We start from the raw sequence: 15,840 nt of genomic DNA on the forward strand, positions 1-15,840 counted from the left end.
CCGTCTATTCGATTATTCGGCAGCCGGCTGCTGGGCTTCGGCCTGCGGGTCGATACGCTGCGAATCGAGCAGCTTCTCGACATCGTCCACGGCATCCACGCCGAGGATGCCTGCCATGTTCAGGACCCGGGAGCGGGTACCTTCGGGCGTGCCCTCGGCACGTGCGATCTGGCCGAACAGGGCGCCGGCTTCGGCGCGCTTGCCCTGCGCGAGATAGGCATGGGCGACGATTTCGCCCGCGCTGGCAAACAGCGGCTCGCCGGGCGTCGCCAGCGGCTTGAGCGCGGCGATGACTTCGGCCGGTTCGAGATCGTCGTATTGCAGCGTCACGCGGCGCAGCAGCGCCATGTCGCGCATGACCTTGGGCGCGCTTTCATCGTCGGCGACTTCGCCGAAAAGCTTCACCGCTTCCGCGTCATTGCCCGCTTCCGATGCAAGGCCTGCGCGCAGCAGCTTGGCGGAAATTACGGCCGTGCCTTCGCCTTCCATGCTGTTCAGCTTTTCCAGCGCGGCGGCATTGTTGCCCGCTTCCAGCTGGTCGAGCGCGACGACGAGCGCTTCGGACTGCGCCTCCATCTTCTGCTCGTTTTGGTTGTCCCACCAAAGATAGCCGCCGAAGGCCGCGAGGCCGGCTATCAGCACGCCCAGCAGCGGCTTGCCGTAGCTGGTCGCGAAGCTTTCGAAATCGCCCTGGCGGACGGCATCGTCCACCTCGCGCAGCAGGGCTTCTTGCTCGGCTGCGTCGGCGCGGGCTTTCTTTTCCTCGCGGGTCAGGTCGGTCTTGGGTGTGCGGGCCACTGCGGCGCGTGCTCCATTCAAGGCAAATGTGAAGGCGGGTCTTTAGGCATAGCGAGGGGCAAGGGCAATGCTTGAGCGGCCATGGCGCATGCCTGTCCCCCGACGGGTGAACGGGTGATGAAACGCGCAGGCGCGCTCAGAATTCGCGCCGCATCGCGCTGGAGTAGAGCCGGCGGTAGGTGGCGACCATCCGTTCGCGGTCGAACTGCGCCTGCGCACGGGCACGGTTGGCTTCCCCGATGGCCTTCTGGGCCTTCTCGTTATCGGCGAGCGCGCGCATCAGGGCGGACAGATCGTCCTCGTTGCCGGGCGCGCTCAGGAATTCGCGATTCTCGTCCGAGACGATATGCGGGATGTCGCCCACTGCAGGGGCCACCACGGGCAGGCCTGCGGCCATCGCCTCGATCACCGACAGCGGGAACTGCTCGGACGAGCTCGACAGGGCGAACATGTCGAACAGGCCGATGACGCGCGACGGGTCCTTCACGGAACCCGGCAGATGGACACGATGGTTGATGCCCAGCCGGTCGATTTCCGTTTGGATGGCATCGCGCTCGCTCCCCTCGCCGATGATGACGAGATGCCATTCCTCGCGCATCGGGGCGAAGGCGCGCACCAGCGCGGGCAGGTTCTTGACCTTGCGCAGCCCGGCGAGCGTGCCGACCCATTTCTCGCCCTTGCGCTTGATCAGGCGGAAAGCTTCGGGCTTGGGCCGCATGGCGAAGGCCTTGGTGTCGATCCCGTTGGGAATGCGCTTCACGCGGCCGAGCGGCTGCTGCCAGTCGACCAGCGCGATTTCCTCCAGCGTTTCCGACGGGACCACGAGGCCCGACGCCTTGCCCAGCGCAACGCGGCGGTACCAGGTGCGGCTGCGCTTGCGCTTGTACAGCTCGCTCTCGTCGAAGCCGTCCTCGTGATGGATCAGCGGCGGCAGCGTCAGCGCTTCGGAGAACATGGTGTGTGCCATGACCGCATCCATCGCGCCCCAGTTGTAGGTCAGGACGAGGTCGTAATCCTTCATCGCCCGAGCGATCTTCATCAGCCTGCCGGGCAGCGGCGTGCCCTTGAGGCTGGGGAAATCAGGCTGGAGGACGACAGGAATGTTGCGGTCGATGCCTTCCGCCGCTTCCAGCCGGTCAGGCTCTGCCGACACGATCGTGTGGTGCAGGCCGCGCCCGAAGGCGTTGATGAGTTCGACCGTGCGCCGTTCCTTGCCGCCTGCGGCGAAGGTCGACTGCAGGTGGAGGACGCGCGGCACGCCGCCGCCGGCGCTGCGGCTCATCGGATGCTGGCGAGCAGCGAATCGATGGCCGAACGGACTTCCGGCTCGTCGAGCGTCGGGGCGTGGCCCGCATCGGGCACCGTTACCGCATCGGCGGCAGGCGCACGGCGCTGCATTTCCGCAAAGGCTTCTTCCGGCAGCAGGTTCGACAGGCCGCCGCGCACCAGCAGCAGGGGCTTGGCAGCCAGCGCCTCGAAACCGGGCCACAGGTCCGGCGGCACGGCGTTCTCGTCCGCGGCGTTGAAGGGTTCTGCGATCTTCATGTCGTAGTCGAAGGCGATGCGGCCGTTGTTGCACAGGGTCATCCCGCGCTTGGCCATGGCGATCCAGTCCTCGGTATCGAAGGACGGGTGCGCCGCGCCGTGCACTTCCTCCAGCGCGCGGGCAGCGTGCATCCAGGTCGGGAAGCTGCGTCCCTGCCCGAGATAGGTCCGGATCTTGTCGATGCCCGAGGGATCGACCACCGGGCCGATGTCGTTGAGCAGCGCACCTGCGATCAGCTGCGGCATGGCCTGCGCGATCAGCATGGTCATCAGCCCGCCCATCGAGGTGCCGACCGACACGAAACGCTCGATCTTTTCCTGCTGCAACAGGCCCAGCACGTCGCCGATATAGTTGGGCACTGCATAGGTCGCGCTGTCTTCGGCGTAATCGCTCTTGCCGCGGCCGCGCATGTCGGGGACGATCACCCGCCAGCCCTTGCTCGCGATATAGGGGGCAACGCCTTCGAAATCGCGGCTGTTGCGGGTCAGGCCGTGGAGGCAGAGCACGGGCGGACGTTCGTTCGCCTCGCCGTAATCGCGGAAATAGAGGGTCAGGCCCTCGGCGCTTTGCCAGCTGCGCTCGCTGAATTCGCTATCCATGGAAAGCGCGGTAGCGGCTTGTGCAGCAAATTTCGAGAGACGACTTGCACCTGTCGTTGCGGACCCTCATCTCGTCGGAGATGCCCAGCGCGCCCGAACCATCCGCCTACCGCCCCGACACCCCCGTGACGGAGCTGGCCGGCTGGCTCGCCGATCCGGTCAGGGCAGCCGATTTTCCCGCCGCGCGCCTGCGCTTTCGCAACGACCGCTGGGCCGCCGCCGTGGGGCTGGCGGATTTGTCGGACGAGGAGTGGACGCGCCATTTCGGGCGATTCGATCCGCTGCCCGACAATTTGCCGCAGCCGTTGGCGCTGCGCTATCACGGCCACCAGTTCCGCGTTTACAACCCGCAGATCGGCGACGGGCGCGGCTTCCTGTTCGCCCAGCTGCGCGACGGGGCCGGCCGCCTCCTCGATCTCGGCACCAAGGGTTCGGGCCAGACGCCGTGGAGCCGCGACGGCGACGGGCGCCTGACGCTGAAGGGCGCGGTGCGCGAAATCCTCGCCACCGAAATGCTCGAGGCGCTCGGCGTGAACACCTCTAAGACCTTCAGCGTGGTCGAGACGGGCGAGGAGCTGTGGCGCAATGACGAGCCGTCTCCGACGCGCTCTGCCGTCATGACGCGGCTCAGCCACGGACACGTGCGTATCGGCACCTTGCAGCGCCTGCTGGCCCTTGAAGAGCGCGAGCACATGGAAGCGCTGGTCGACTATTGCCTCGCGCAGTTCCCCGGCCCGCCGCCACCTGCCGATGCCCCCGGGCGCGACGAGCCGGCAGTGCGCCTGATGCACCTCGTCGTCGAGCGGCTGGCCGATCTCGCGGCAAGCTGGATGGTCGCCGGTTTCGTCCACGGCGTGCTCAACACCGACAATATGAACGTGTCGGGCGAAAGCTTCGATTATGGCCCCTGGCGCTTCCTGCCGAAATGGGAGCCGGGCTTCACCGCCGCCTATTTCGACCATGCGGGCCTTTATGCCTTCGGTCGCCAGCCCGAGGCATTGCACTGGAACTGCGGGCAGTTCGCGGTTGCCCTGCGGCTGATTGCCGATGCACCGCCGCTGATTGCCGCGATGGAGCGCTTCGGCCCGCTCTACATGGAAGCGGTGGCGCGGCGCTGGTGCTGGCGACTGGGTCTCCAAAGCCGGGGTGCGGAAGCCGATGCGCGGCTGGTCGGTGCCTGCGAGGCCCATATGAGCGCAAGCGGCGTGCAGCCGGACGCCTTCTTCTTCCGTCACCGCGGTGGCCGGAACACGGCAGGCGATCTGGCGCAAGCCTTTGCCGGATACGAGCCGGTCGAAGACGCCCACGAATACTGGTCCGCAGATACCCCCCAGTCCATGTTGGTCGAGGAGGTCGAGGAAATCTGGTCGGCCATCGACAGGGACGACGACTGGGGCCCGCTCGACGACAAGATCGCCGCGCTGCGCAGCATGGGTGATGCGCACGGGCCCGCCCCGATTGCCGCAGGACATTTGCCGCGAGGCGAAAGCTAAACTCGATTTGACGCGCCAGCGCGGCTGGCACATAGGCGCCAGCGGAGACGCCGCGTCGGCGCAGGAAGGGAACGAAGTGTCGCAAGCCGAAATGATTTCGACCGAACCGGCCACCGGCAAGGAACTGTGGCGCGGCCGGATCGGCAACGTCGAACAGGCCGTCGAAAAGGCCCTGTCGGTCCGCGACAGCTGGGCGCGCGAACCCGTGGGCCAGCGCATCGAACTGATGCGCCGCTTCGCGAACGAGGTCCGCAAGCAGGCCGAACCCTTTGCCGAACTGATCGCGCGCGAAAGCGGCAAGCCCCTGTGGGAAGCCAAGACCGAGGTCGAGGCCGTCATCGCAAAGGTCGAAATCTCCAAGACCGCCTATGCCGAGCGGACCGGCCAGAAGAAGCTCAACAGCGCGCTGCAAGGCACAGCCGCGCTACGTCACAAGCCGCATGGCGTGATGGCCGTGCTCGGCCCCTACAACTTCCCTGCACACCTGCCGAACGGACACATCGTCCCGGCGCTGATCGCGGGCAATGTCGTGATCTTCAAGCCGAGCGAGAAGACGCCGGCCGTGGGCGAATTCCTGGTGAAGTGCTTCAACGCCTCGGGCATTCCCGAAGGCGTGGTGCAGTGCCTCATCGGCGGTCCCGAAGAAGGCAAGGCGCTGGTCGAACACGCCCATGTCGACGGGGTGCTGTTCACCGGTTCCGCACGCGCAGGCATCGCGATCAACCGCAAGCTTGCCAGCAACCCGGCCAAGATCGTGGCGCTGGAAATGGGCGGCAACAACCCGATCGTCATGCTCGATACGCCCAAGATCGACGATGCGGCGGCAACGATCATCCAGTCGGCCTTCACCACCGCCGGCCAGCGCTGCACGGCTGCGCGGCGGCTCGTGGTCGTCGACAGCATGTACGACAAGATCGTCCCGGCAGTGAAGCAGCTGGCGGAAAAGCTGATCGTCGACCAGCCCTTTGCCGATCCCCAGCCCTTCATGGGCTGCGTCATCGACAACCAGACCGCCGACCTGTTGTCCGAAAGCTTCGTCGCGCTGATCAGCCGCGGCGGCAAGCCGCTGATGCACATGAAGCGGCCGGACGAGAACCTGCCGTTCCTTTCGCCGTCGATCATCGATGCGACCGAGATGTCCGAGCGCCCCGATATCGAGCTGTTCGGCCCACTGCTGCAGGTCATCCGCGTGCCCGATTTCGATGCCGCCATCGCCGAGGCGAACAACACGCGCTACGGCCTCTCAGCCTCGCTGGTCGGGGGCAAGCCGGAAGATTTCGAGCGTTTCTGGTTCGAAGCGCGCGCGGGCATCCTCAACTGGAACCGCCCGACCAACGGCGCATCATCTGCAGCACCCTTCGGCGGCGTGGGCCTGTCGGGCAACCATCGCCCGGCCGCCTATTACGCGGCCGACTACTGCGCCTATCCGGTGGCGAGTACGGAAATGGACCAGCCGCGCGCCAGCATCGGCGTCGGCCTCAAGGACGGCTGATAGGTTCGGCTCAGCGCTTGCTGGTGACGAGGTCGATTTCGGTGACCTCGCCGGGCAGGTCGCGGGCATAGACCACCATCGCGCTGTTGCCCTTGGTGGCGGACAGCACGTTGTCGCCGCCTTTCACCACGTGTTCCACGCTGTAGCCCGCGTCATTGGCACGGGTGACATAGAAGGCCAGTACGTCGTTCTTCGGCACGCCGGTGCGGAAAGTGACGGCGCGCAGCGCGCAGGAGCGTTCGTCCGTCCCCGCCGCCTCGACCGTGTTGCCGCGCGGGTAGACCGGGAATTCGGCCGGCAGCTTGGCCGCCCAGGACGCGGAATAGCTGACCGCCTCGAAGCAATTGCCGCCATTGGCGGACTGCATGGCGCGGGCTGCCTTCACCATGGCAGCGGTATCGGCAGCATCTTCTGACAGGCGGCGCGGCGTGGGCGCTGCGTCCATGTTGGCGCTGCCGCCGACGAGTTCTGCAGCGCGGGTGCGTGCAGCCTCGATCGCACGGGGCGAGGTGTCGATCTTCGGCACGTTCTGGTTGCCGGTACCCGACAGCGCGGCATTGGCTTCGCTGGTGCCCGCCATGTCGGGATCGGTGGCGAGATTGTCGCCCAGCGCAGCCTCGCTCGCCGCGTTCATGTCATCGCCGGCCTCGCCCGCATCCTCACCGTTCTGGCAGGCGGCAAGCAGGGCAATCGGGGCGACGACCATGGCGATCGGGGCGAATGGGCGCAGTTTCATTTCGGCATCTCCGGCACGTATTTGCCGCCGTAATGGCCGCGCGCGCACCAAAAAGCCATATGCGCCAGCAAGCTGCGCCATTGCGGGACAACCGGAACCCGACACGTGAAATGGGCGCCGCCCGCTCCTTCTTTGCGAGGAGGCGGACGGCGCCCGACACGACCCAGGAGGGATCGCGCTATCGGCCGCGGGTGGGCACGACCGGTAGCTGGTTAAATTGGTCTCAGCCGCAGCGGGTGTTCGAGCGGTCGATGGTGCGGCCGAGCAGCGCGCCTGCCGCACCGCCGAGGATCGCGCCGAGGGTGCGATCGCCGCGACCGGCGACTTCGTGGCCGATCAGCGCGCCGACCCCTGCGCCGACCAGCAGGCCGGTGGTGCCGTTCTCGCGTTCGCAGTAATAGCGCCCGTCGCGGCCGCGCCAGACGCGGGTGTCGCGGTAAACCGGCTGGCCATAATCGCGGTCGTAACCCATGTAATAGGGGCGCGCTTCGCGGTAGCTGCCGCGATAGTCGTCATAACGGTCATTGTGATGGCGCTTCCAGTGCTTGCGCTTCTTGCCGTGTTCGTAGGTCATGTCGCCTGCGATGGAGGCGGCATGGGCGTGGGCCTGCGGCGCGGCATGGGCCGGGACAGCGGCCGATGCGGGCATGGACAGGGTCAGGCCGGTGGCGGCGATGGCCAGCGAAGCAGTCTTGAGAAGGTGTGCCATAGTTCGTTTCCTTGGTCTTATCAGGCGATCATTTTCGACTCGGGGGCGTCGATGTCGTTCAGGAATACGCTTCGCATTCTGAACGGTTTGCAACCGCGCTGTCAGCAAACGACAGTTTCGACGAGCCGTGCAGCTTTGCCGGACGAATTGAAGCTTGCGGCCCGGATGGGGCGCGCCTAGGCGCAAATCGTTCATGGACACGACAGCATCAGACCAGCGCCGATCGGGGCTTTTGTCAGCCTTCAGCGCCTATCTGATCTGGGGTTTCCTGCCGCTCTACCTAATCCTGGTGCGCGAAGTTCCGGCCTTCGAATTCGTCGGCTGGCGCATCCTGTGGACGCTGCCGCTGTGCCTCGTGATCGTGGCCGCGCGCAAGCAAATCGACCAGCTGGTGCGCGCCTTCGCCACCCCCAAGGTCATGCTCCTGCTGCTCGCCAGCGCCACGCTGATCGCGGTCAACTGGGTGGTCTATGTCTGGGCGATCCAACAGGGCAATGTCTACGCGGCCAGCCTCGGCTATTACATCAACCCGCTGGTGAACGTCCTCCTCGGCACTCTGGTGCTGGGCGAACGGCTGAGCCGCGCGCAGTGGATCGCGGTCGGCCTTGCCGCCGTTGGGGTTTCGCTCCTGCTTGCAGGCGCGCTGACGACCTTGTGGATCAGCCTGACGCTGGCGCTCAGCTTCGGAACCTACGGCCTCATCCGCAAGCAGGTGGACGTGGGCGCCCTGCCCGGCCTGACCATCGAATCCATCCTGCTGACCGTGCCAGCCGCCGGGGTCGCCTGGTACTACGCCGGAACGCCCGCGGGCTCGTCCTTCACGCAGAGCTACGGCCTTGCCGCCGCCATCATGCTGGGCGGCGCGCTGACCGCCTTCCCGCTGCTGCTGTTCGCCATCGCCGCGCGCAAGCTGCCCTATTCGACGCTCGGCTTCATCCAGTTCCTGGCGCCCAGCATCGTCTTCGTGCTGGGCCTGACCGTCTTCGGAGAGCAGCTGAAACCCGCGCAGGCCGCCTGTTTCGCCTGCATTTGGGCGGCAGCGGCGATCTTCGTCTGGGACCTGTGGTCGCGTTCTAGGACGCCAGCCGCCAGCTGAGCGTTTCGCCCGCGTGGAACGGCACGATGGCCGCGCCGCCGCCATCAACTTCTGCCGGGACTTCGACCGGGACCTTTTCCAGCGTCACCGTGCCTTCGTTCACCGGCAGGCCGTAGAAAGCCGGACCGTTGAGGCTGGCAAAACCCTCGAAGTGGTCGAGCGCGCCTTCCTCGTCGAACACGGTGACATAGCTTTCCAGCGCATAGGGCGCGTTGAAAATGCCGGCACAGCCGCAGTCGCTTTCCTTGGCGCCGCGATGGTGCGGCGCGCTGTCTGTGCCGAGGAAATACTTGGCCGAACCGCCCGTGGCCGCCTTGCGCAGCGCCAGCCGGTGTTCCTCGCGCTTGGCGACGGGCAGACAGTACATGTGCGGGCGGATACCGCCGACCAGCATGGCATTGCGGTTGATGTGGAGGTGCTGCGGCGTAATGGTCGCAGCGATGTTCGGGCCCGCGGCATCGACGAATTCCACCGCCTGGCGGGTGGTGATGTGCTCGAAAATCACCTTCAGTTCGGGCAGGCGGTCGACCAGCGGCTGGAGCACGCGCTCGATGAACACGGCCTCGCGGTCGAAGATATCGATATCGGCATGGGTGACCTCGCCGTGGACGCACAGCGGCATCCCGATCTCGGCCATCTTTTCCAGCACGCCTGCGATATTCGCGATGTCGGTCACGCCGTGCGCGGAATTGGTCGTCGCGCCGGCCGGATAGAGCTTGGTCGCGGTCAGCACGCCATCGGCAAAACCGGCGGCCAGGTCGCCTGCATCGATATTGTCGGTGAGATAGGCGGTCATCAGCGGGGTGAAACTCACCCCTTCCGGCACCGCGCCCATAATGCGTTCGCAATAGGCGGCGGCCAGCGCGGTGGTCGTCACCGGCGGCGAGAGGTTCGGCATCACGATCGCGCGGGCGAACTGGCGCGCGGTATGCGGCACGACGGCGCGCATCGTGTCGCCATCGCGAAAATGCAGGTGCCAGTCGTCAGGGCGGCGGATTGTCAGCGATTCGACCATGCGGTTGCCTATGCCGCCGGGCGACCTATCTGTCACCCATGACCGCAAGCCGCCTGTTCGATCGTGCCCTCGTCCGCCTCACCCCGCGTGAGGAGGGAGAGGATGTTGCCGCCTTCCTGCAGGGGCTGCTGACCAATGACGTGACCAAGGCGCTGCCGGTCTATGCCGCGCTGCTAACCCCGCAGGGCAAGACCCTGTTCGACATGTTCGTCTGGCCTGCCCCGGACGGCCAGTTGCTGCTCGATTGCGAGGCCACGCTGGCAGAAGAACTGGTGAAACGCCTCTCGCTCTACCGCCTGCGCCGCAAGATCGACATCGCGGTCGATCCCGGCCTCGGCGTGCATTGGCAGAAGGAAGCGGGCGATGGCGGGGCCGCCGACCCGCGCCTTGCCTCGCTCGGCCAGCGCTGGATTGCCCCTGTCGGCGACAGCGACGAAGCGGCGGACGATGCCTACCGCGCCCATCGCCTTGCACTAGGCGTGCCGGAAGGCCGCGCGGAGCTGGGCGATATCCTGTGGCTGGAGACCAATGCGGCCGAGCTGAACGGCGTCGCTTTCGACAAGGGCTGCTACATCGGGCAGGAAAACACCGCGCGCATGAACTGGCGTAGCAAGGTGAACCGCCGCTTGGTTGTGGTGGCGCTGGAACACTCCGACGAAAAGCGGCGCAAGGCAGCGCATCCGGAACTCGCGCTCGCCATCGACCACTTGCGGGTGTCGGACATCGATCCGGCCCTCGTTCCGGTCTGGCTCGGTAAGGCATTCGTCGAGGACTGATAGTCGCGCATTCCGCTTCGGTGCAGGCATCCGGCGGGGATGACCGGGATGCACCGAGGAGGTTCGCGAATGCGAATATCGATACTGCCTGCCATCGCCCTTGCCCTGACGCCCCAGCTGGCGGCTGCGCAGGAAACCGACGACCCTGCGGTCCCCGAAGCCGCCCGCGCCGAAGTGGTCGAGGCTCTCGGCGAAGCGCTGATCGGCAAATACGTCTTCCCCGATGTGGGCGAACAGGCCGCGCAGGCCCTGCTCGAAAAGTCGCGCGCGGGTGCCTATCGCGACCACGGGACCGCTGGCAGCTTTGCCGAAGCGCTCCGCACCGACCTGCGCGCCGCGGGCAACGACCGCCACCTGCAGGTGCGCTACATACCCGGCTTCGCTCCGCCCCAAGGGGGCGACCCCAACCACCACAGCGAGGAGGAGGTCGCCGAGATGCAGCGGGAAATGGCAGCCAACGGCTACGGGATCTTCCGCACCGCCCGCCTGCCCGGCAATGTCGGCTATCTCGATATCCGCTTCTTCGGCCCGCCCGAAGGTGTCGCCCCGGCTTACGAGGCGGCAATGCAATTGCTTCACGGCAGCGATGCGATGGTGATCGACCTGCGCGCCAATGGCGGCGGCGATCCGGCTGCGGTGGCGCAGCTCGCCAGCCACCTGTTCGCCAAGGGCGACGTGCGTCATATCAACAGCATCTACAACCGCTTGGAGGACCGCACGCGCGAATTCTGGACCAACCAGAGCGTGGAAACGCGGTTCACCGGCCCGCTGTTCGTCCTCACTTCGGACTATACCTTCTCGGGCGGCGAGGAATTCGCCTACGACATCCAGACGCAGAAGCGCGGCACGCTCGTGGGCGAGACGACGGGCGGCGGCGCAAATCCCGGCATGATGGTGCCGTTGGGGCACGGCTTTGCCGCCTTCATCCCCACCGGGCGCGCGGTCAATCCGGTTACCGGCACCAATTGGGAGCACGTCGGCGTCGTGCCCGAAGTGGCTGTCGATGCGGACGAGGCGATGAAGGAAGCCTTCGGCCGCGCGCTTGCCGCAATCAAGGAAGGCGCAGGCCCCGAACGCGCGCAGGAAATCGCGGGCGTGGAGGCCAGGCTGGCGGAAGGAAAGCTGGACCTGCCGGGCTGGAAAGACCCGAGCGCCGATCGCTAGCTAGGGCTTGGTCGCGACCGCCTCGAGCGAGCGGACAAGCATCCGCTCGGCGCGGTCGCGGGCAGCCGTTTCGGGCAGGCCGAGCGAACGCGAAAGCGCGCTGCCGATCAGCGCATCGCCCATGGCCATCAGGACCAGCGCCAACGTTTCCTCGTGAACCTGCGTCGGCGAACCACCGTGCACGGCCTCTTCGGGCGCGATCTCGTCGACCAGTTCGTGGATGGTTTCCACGATGGGCGTCAGCGCGTCTTCATTGCCGGTCAGGATCATCCAGCTAGCAAGCGCGCCGGCCCCTTCCTTGTCGAAGGCGTCGAAGGCGAGGTCCACCACTTCGCGCGGATGGCCCAGCCCTGCGCGGCTGGCGCGCACGGCATCGGCGATGGTCGCGCAGACCGCCTCGGCAAGGTGCCCGGCCAGCGCCTTCTGCAGACCTGCGGCGGATCCGAAGTGGTGCAGCAGGTTCGCGTGCGTGCGCCCGATCCGCGTCGCCACGGCCTTGAGCGTGACCGATTGCGGCCCGGTTTCGATCAGCAGCGAGCGCGCCGCTTCCAGCGCTGCGAGCCGCGATTCCTCGGGCGAAAGACGTTTCCTGGTGGTCATTGCCACGAAGCGGTAAACCATTGCGGCTGGCAGGGGAAGCGCTCCGGCGACCCTTATTGACATCTATGTCAGTATCGCTTACTTACACTGATGTAAGTTAATCACGGAGCAGGACATGAACGCCCCCCTCCCCATCGATACCGCCACCGCCCGCACTGCGCCGACGCCCGAAGACCTCACCATCACCGTGCGTGACGAGCGTTTCAACCGCGGCACCACGCCGCGCCGCTGGTGGGCCGGCGAACCCTTCGGCACTGCCTGGCACAACGCCCTGTCGGCCACCTTCCCGCGCGGCGAGGCCTTCTTCATCGAGGCCGTGAAGGCCCACCGCGAAGGCGCCGATCCCAAGCTCGAGGCCGAAATCCGCGCTTTCGTGAAGCAGGAGATCAACCACACGCGCGAACACATCGCCTTCAACCGTCTCGCCGAAGATGCCGGCTACGACATCAAGGCGATCGACCAGCGCGTGGCCGAACTGCTGGCGCTCACCAAGGACCGTCCGGCCATCGCCAACCTCGCCGTGACCATGGCGCTGGAACACTACACCGCGATGATGGCCGCCGAATTCCTCGCTAATCCGCAGCACTTCAAGGACGCCGATCCGGAAGTGCGCGACATGTGGCGCTGGCACGCGGCCGAGGAGATCGAGCACAAGGGCGTCGCCTATGACACCTGGAACCACGCGACGAAGGACTGGACGCCGTTCCGCCGCTGGAAAGTGCGCAGCATCGTCATGCTGACCGTCACCGCGCGGTTCTTCAAGAACCGCTGGGTCGATTCGCTGAACCTGCTCGAACAGGACGGCATCACCGGCTGGAAGGCCAAGTGGGGCCTGTTCAAGTACCTCACCGTCTCGCCGGGCGTAGTGCGCCGGATCTTCCCGGCATGGCTCTCCTACTTCAAGCCGGGCTTCCACCCGTGGGATCACGACGACCGCCACCTCATCAACCTCTACGAGGGCGAGTTCGAGGACGCGTTGCTCCCCGCCGAGTAAGCTTTCCGGACCGGAACAGAAAAAGGCCCCGCGATACGCTCGCGGGGCCTTTCTTGTGTCATGCGGCCACGAGGTTCGGGCCTGCCTCGGCGTCGAGATCGAGACGGTACATCACGCATTCGGCCTTCTCGCCGCGCCCGCAGCTGTGGCGCAGGGCCGTCTTGCCGGTGGGAATGAAGCCCAGCTTCCTCAGCACCTTGCCCGAGGCGGGATTATCGGTGAAATGCCCCGCCACGATCTGCCTGTGGCCGAGCAGCCGCGCCACTTCGAGCACGCCGCGCGCGGCTTCCGTGGCGAAACCCTGACCCCAGAAAGGGCGCGCGATCCAGTAGCCGATCTCGACCTCGCCATCGTTTTCGTCGATGCCGATGCATCCGATCAGCTCGGAGCCATGCGGCCCCGGCTTCGTGATCAGGAAGCGGGGGAAGCGCGCATCCTGCTTTCGTATGACGAATTCGCGCGCGTGTTCGGGGAGATAGGGCCACGGCGCACTGGCAAGATTGCGGACCACGCCCTGGTCGGCAATGCCGCCGAACAGCGCGTCTGCATCTTCGGGCCATGCGGGCCGCAACAGCAGCCTCTGCGTGATATGGAACATCGGTATTCTCCCCGTATCTCCACGCTCCGGGCTCCTAGGCCGGACGCGTGACAATTGCGTGATGGCGAAAGGATATTTCGCCGCGAAATCGAAGAGGGAGAAACGACAAGAGGGAGACGGGTCGGCCCCATCTCCCTCTTCGTCTGCCGGATCGTTAGCCCGGCTGGGACCGTCCCGTTTGGACGATCCCGTTATCGGAACGTCCGGTTATTCGGCTGCTTCCGCCATCGCATCGACCGATACGTATTTGCGGCCAAGCTTGCCCGAGTGGAATCGGACGACGCCGTCGGTCAGCGCGAACAGCGTGTGGTCCTTGCCCATGCCGACGTTGACGGCCGGGTAGAACTTGGTGCCGCGCTGGCGCACGATAATGTTGCCGGCGACCACGGACTGGCTGCCGAACTTCTTCACGCCAAGACGACGACCGGCCGAATCACGACCGTTACGCGACGAACCGCCTGCTTTCTTATGTGCCATGGTCCGGGCTCCTTACTTCTTGGCTTCGGTCTTCTTGGCAGCCGCCTTCTTGGCGGGAGCCTTCTTGGTTGCAGCAGCCTTGGCCGGTGCAGCCTTCTTGGCCTTGGGCGCAGCCTTCTCTTCCGAAGTGTCCTTCTTCGGAGCGGCCTTCTTGGTTTCGGCCTTCGGAGCGGCTTCCTTCTTGGGAGCAGCCTTCTTCTCGGCCTTCGAATCGCCAACCGCAGTGATGCGCAGGAGAGTCATCTGCTGGCGATGACCGTTCTTGCGGCGGTAGTTGTGACGACGACGCTTCTTGAAGACGACGACCTTTTCGCTCTTCGCCTGCGCGATGATCTCGGCCGAAACGGTCACCTTGCCGGCGTCCGAAAGCTTGTCGCCTTCGCCTGCGAGCAGGACGTCGCCCAGCGTGATGGTGTCACCGGCTTCGCCAGCCAGCTTCTCAACCGCGATCTTGTCTCCGGCGGCAACCCGGTATTGCTTGCCGCCCGTGCGCACTACTGCGAACATGGTCGTTATCTCTCGTTCAAATTGCTGTGCCGCATCCTTGCGAATCTACGGCGCACCCGTCGACCCACCTAGGGCGGGCCCGGAAAGAAGCGTGCCGTTAGGCGAAACGCGGGACCAAGTCAACGCTGCCATAAGGCATTTTTTGCCATTCGCGCTGGCGCGCATCAGGTCGCGTGCTATGTGAGCGCCATGTCGCGAATTGCAAGCCTCTGCCTGCCGCTGTCGCTCTGTCTTGGCGCCTGCGCCAGCCCCGGCGGCAACTATCCCTCCCTCGCCATCCGCGATGCCGAGCGCGCGCAGGGAAGCTTTTCCTCGCCCGAGCGCAAGACGATCGACGTCCCGCCGGTGGAAACCGATCTCACCGGCCCGCTCGACCAGACGCTGGCGCAACTGGTCGCCGCGACCGAGGCCGCCCATGCCGATTTCATGGAAATCGCGCCGCGTGCGCGCAGGCTCGTCGCCGCAGCAGGCAGCAGCGAGGTAGGAAGCACAGCCTGGGCCAGTGCGGAAGTCGCCCTGTCGGAACTCGATTCGGCCCGCAGCCTTGCGGCAATCCCGCTGGGCGATATCGACACGCTCTACAGCGCGGCCCGCGTGGCTGCAGGGGATGTCGCCGCGATCGAGGCGGCGCGCGCGCGGATTACCGCGATCATAGCCGAAGAAGACGAAACGCTCGCGCAGCTGCGCGAGCGTTGAGAAAGTCCGGAGAAGACGCGGGGAACTAGCTGCCAGCGCCCCCCGCGCCCCCCTCTCCTATCGCACCAGCGATGCGACGGTGACTGCCACCAGCCCCCAGGTGAACACGATGGCCGGCAGGATCAGCACCTGCACCGCAGCATCGCGCGCCGGGAGGCGGCCCGTGTGGGTCATGATGCCTTTGGTCTTGAGCTGGCCGAAGCTGAGCGCCTTGGAACGCGTTTCGGGCGAAAGGCGCGTCCAGATTGTCGGCACGCCGAAAGCGGCGACGATGAAGAAGGCGAAGATCACCATCGGAATGGCGAGGCCGGAACTGGGCAGGCCCGCTGCCATCACGGCAATGAAGCCGAGGTAGAGACCGACGGTCGCCACATAGAGGCCGCGCGGCAGTTCGAAGGTCCGGTCGACCTCGTGATGCTTTACGGGGGTTTCGACGATGCGGGCCTGTTCGGCAACGAGTTCGCGGCTGAAGTGCTTTACCATTCTGCGTCTCCTGTCTGGAGACAGTGATGACGCGGGCAGGCAGGCGATTCCTTGATCGAAA

General features: G+C 65.9%; 18 protein-coding genes. 7 read left to right on the forward strand and 11 right to left on the reverse strand.

The window, feature by feature from the left end; translation table 11 throughout:
* Positions 1-12 precede the first annotated feature (12 nt).
* From GRI42_RS07225 to GRI42_RS07235, 3 genes are all read right to left on the reverse strand, one after another.
* Positions 13-798 carry a tetratricopeptide repeat protein gene (locus GRI42_RS07225; RefSeq protein ID WP_160607624.1) on the reverse strand — a complete coding sequence of 262 codons (786 nt, stop codon included), beginning with the start codon at positions 796-798 and terminating at the stop codon, positions 13-15.
* A 136-nt stretch (positions 799-934) separates the two neighbouring features.
* Positions 935-2,080 (reverse strand): glycosyltransferase family 4 protein, encoded by a 1,146-nt coding sequence (locus GRI42_RS07230; protein ID WP_160607625.1) that lies wholly within the window; start codon positions 2,078-2,080, stop codon positions 935-937.
* Positions 2,077-2,943 (reverse strand): alpha/beta fold hydrolase, encoded by an 867-nt coding sequence (locus GRI42_RS07235; RefSeq protein ID WP_160607626.1) that lies wholly within the window; start codon positions 2,941-2,943, stop codon positions 2,077-2,079. The genes GRI42_RS07230 and GRI42_RS07235 overlap by 4 nt, the downstream gene beginning before the upstream one ends.
* Positions 2,944-3,023: 80 nt before the next feature.
* On the opposite strand from GRI42_RS07235, the gene GRI42_RS07240 reads away from it, so the two are divergent.
* Positions 3,024-4,436: a protein adenylyltransferase SelO family protein gene (locus tag GRI42_RS07240; protein ID WP_160607627.1), complete on the forward strand. Its 1,413-nt coding sequence runs from the start codon at positions 3,024-3,026 to the stop codon at positions 4,434-4,436.
* A gap of 76 nt (positions 4,437-4,512) precedes the next feature.
* On the forward strand, positions 4,513-5,928 hold the full coding sequence (astD, locus tag GRI42_RS07245; RefSeq protein ID WP_407692156.1) for a succinylglutamate-semialdehyde dehydrogenase: 1,416 nt from the start codon (positions 4,513-4,515) through the stop codon (positions 5,926-5,928).
* A gap of 10 nt (positions 5,929-5,938) precedes the next feature.
* On the opposite strand, the gene GRI42_RS07250 is transcribed toward astD, so the two are convergent.
* Both GRI42_RS07250 and GRI42_RS07255 read right to left on the reverse strand, forming a co-directional pair.
* Positions 5,939-6,664, reverse strand: coding sequence for a hypothetical protein (locus GRI42_RS07250; RefSeq protein ID WP_160607628.1), 726 nt, complete (start codon positions 6,662-6,664; stop codon positions 5,939-5,941).
* Positions 6,665-6,887: 223 nt separating this feature from the next.
* Positions 6,888-7,373: a glycine zipper 2TM domain-containing protein gene (locus GRI42_RS07255; protein WP_170290006.1), complete on the reverse strand. Its 486-nt coding sequence runs from the start codon at positions 7,371-7,373 to the stop codon at positions 6,888-6,890.
* Between the two features lie 193 nt (positions 7,374-7,566).
* Here GRI42_RS07255 and rarD point away from each other — a divergent pair, with 193 nt between their 5' ends.
* The gene (gene rarD / locus GRI42_RS07260; RefSeq protein WP_160607629.1) at positions 7,567-8,469 is read left to right on the forward strand and encodes an EamA family transporter RarD; all 903 of its coding nucleotides are present in this window, start codon (positions 7,567-7,569) and stop codon (positions 8,467-8,469) included.
* Here the strand turns inward: rarD and pyrC are convergent.
* Positions 8,447-9,484, reverse strand: a complete 1,038-nt coding sequence (gene pyrC / locus GRI42_RS07265) for a dihydroorotase (protein WP_160609126.1) — start codon at positions 9,482-9,484, stop codon at positions 8,447-8,449. The genes rarD and pyrC overlap by 23 nt on opposite strands.
* Before the next feature lie 38 nt (positions 9,485-9,522).
* Between pyrC and ygfZ the strand changes: the two genes are divergently transcribed.
* Both ygfZ and GRI42_RS07275 read left to right on the forward strand, forming a co-directional pair.
* The gene (gene ygfZ, locus GRI42_RS07270) at positions 9,523-10,260 is read left to right on the forward strand and encodes a CAF17-like 4Fe-4S cluster assembly/insertion protein YgfZ (protein ID WP_160607630.1); all 738 of its coding nucleotides are present in this window, start codon (positions 9,523-9,525) and stop codon (positions 10,258-10,260) included.
* Between the two features lie 69 nt (positions 10,261-10,329).
* A complete protein-coding gene (locus GRI42_RS07275) occupies positions 10,330-11,424 on the forward strand; it encodes a S41 family peptidase (protein ID WP_160607631.1) in 1,095 nt (364 codons plus the stop codon).
* Here GRI42_RS07275 and GRI42_RS07280 read toward each other — a convergent pair whose 3' ends face one another.
* A complete protein-coding gene (locus GRI42_RS07280) occupies positions 11,425-12,024 on the reverse strand; it encodes a TetR/AcrR family transcriptional regulator (protein WP_160607632.1) in 600 nt (199 codons plus the stop codon).
* A gap of 115 nt (positions 12,025-12,139) precedes the next feature.
* On the opposite strand from GRI42_RS07280, the gene GRI42_RS07285 reads away from it, so the two are divergent.
* Positions 12,140-13,018 (forward strand): metal-dependent hydrolase, encoded by an 879-nt coding sequence (locus tag GRI42_RS07285; RefSeq protein ID WP_199800440.1) that lies wholly within the window; start codon positions 12,140-12,142, stop codon positions 13,016-13,018.
* A 58-nt stretch (positions 13,019-13,076) separates the two neighbouring features.
* Here GRI42_RS07285 and GRI42_RS07290 read toward each other — a convergent pair whose 3' ends face one another.
* From GRI42_RS07290 to rplU, 3 genes are all read right to left on the reverse strand, one after another.
* Entirely contained in the window at positions 13,077-13,616 is a 540-nt protein-coding gene (locus GRI42_RS07290; protein WP_160607633.1) for a GNAT family N-acetyltransferase, read from the reverse strand.
* Between the two features lie 207 nt (positions 13,617-13,823).
* Positions 13,824-14,093 (reverse strand): 50S ribosomal protein L27, encoded by a 270-nt coding sequence (gene rpmA / locus GRI42_RS07295; RefSeq protein WP_160607634.1) that lies wholly within the window; start codon positions 14,091-14,093, stop codon positions 13,824-13,826.
* Between the two features lie 12 nt (positions 14,094-14,105).
* Complete coding sequence (gene rplU, locus GRI42_RS07300; protein ID WP_160607635.1) at positions 14,106-14,600, reverse strand: 50S ribosomal protein L21; 495 nt, start codon at positions 14,598-14,600, stop codon at positions 14,106-14,108.
* A gap of 189 nt (positions 14,601-14,789) precedes the next feature.
* Here rplU and GRI42_RS07305 point away from each other — a divergent pair, with 189 nt between their 5' ends.
* On the forward strand, positions 14,790-15,296 hold the full coding sequence (locus tag GRI42_RS07305; RefSeq protein ID WP_160607636.1) for a hypothetical protein: 507 nt from the start codon (positions 14,790-14,792) through the stop codon (positions 15,294-15,296).
* Between the two features lie 57 nt (positions 15,297-15,353).
* On the opposite strand, the gene GRI42_RS07310 is transcribed toward GRI42_RS07305, so the two are convergent.
* Positions 15,354-15,779, reverse strand: coding sequence for a hypothetical protein (locus GRI42_RS07310; protein WP_160607637.1), 426 nt, complete (start codon positions 15,777-15,779; stop codon positions 15,354-15,356).
* Between the last annotated feature and the right edge of the window lie 61 nt (positions 15,780-15,840).

It is taken from the genome of Qipengyuania gaetbuli (genome assembly GCF_009827315.1).
Taxonomy (GTDB): domain Bacteria; phylum Pseudomonadota; class Alphaproteobacteria; order Sphingomonadales; family Sphingomonadaceae; genus Qipengyuania; species Qipengyuania gaetbuli.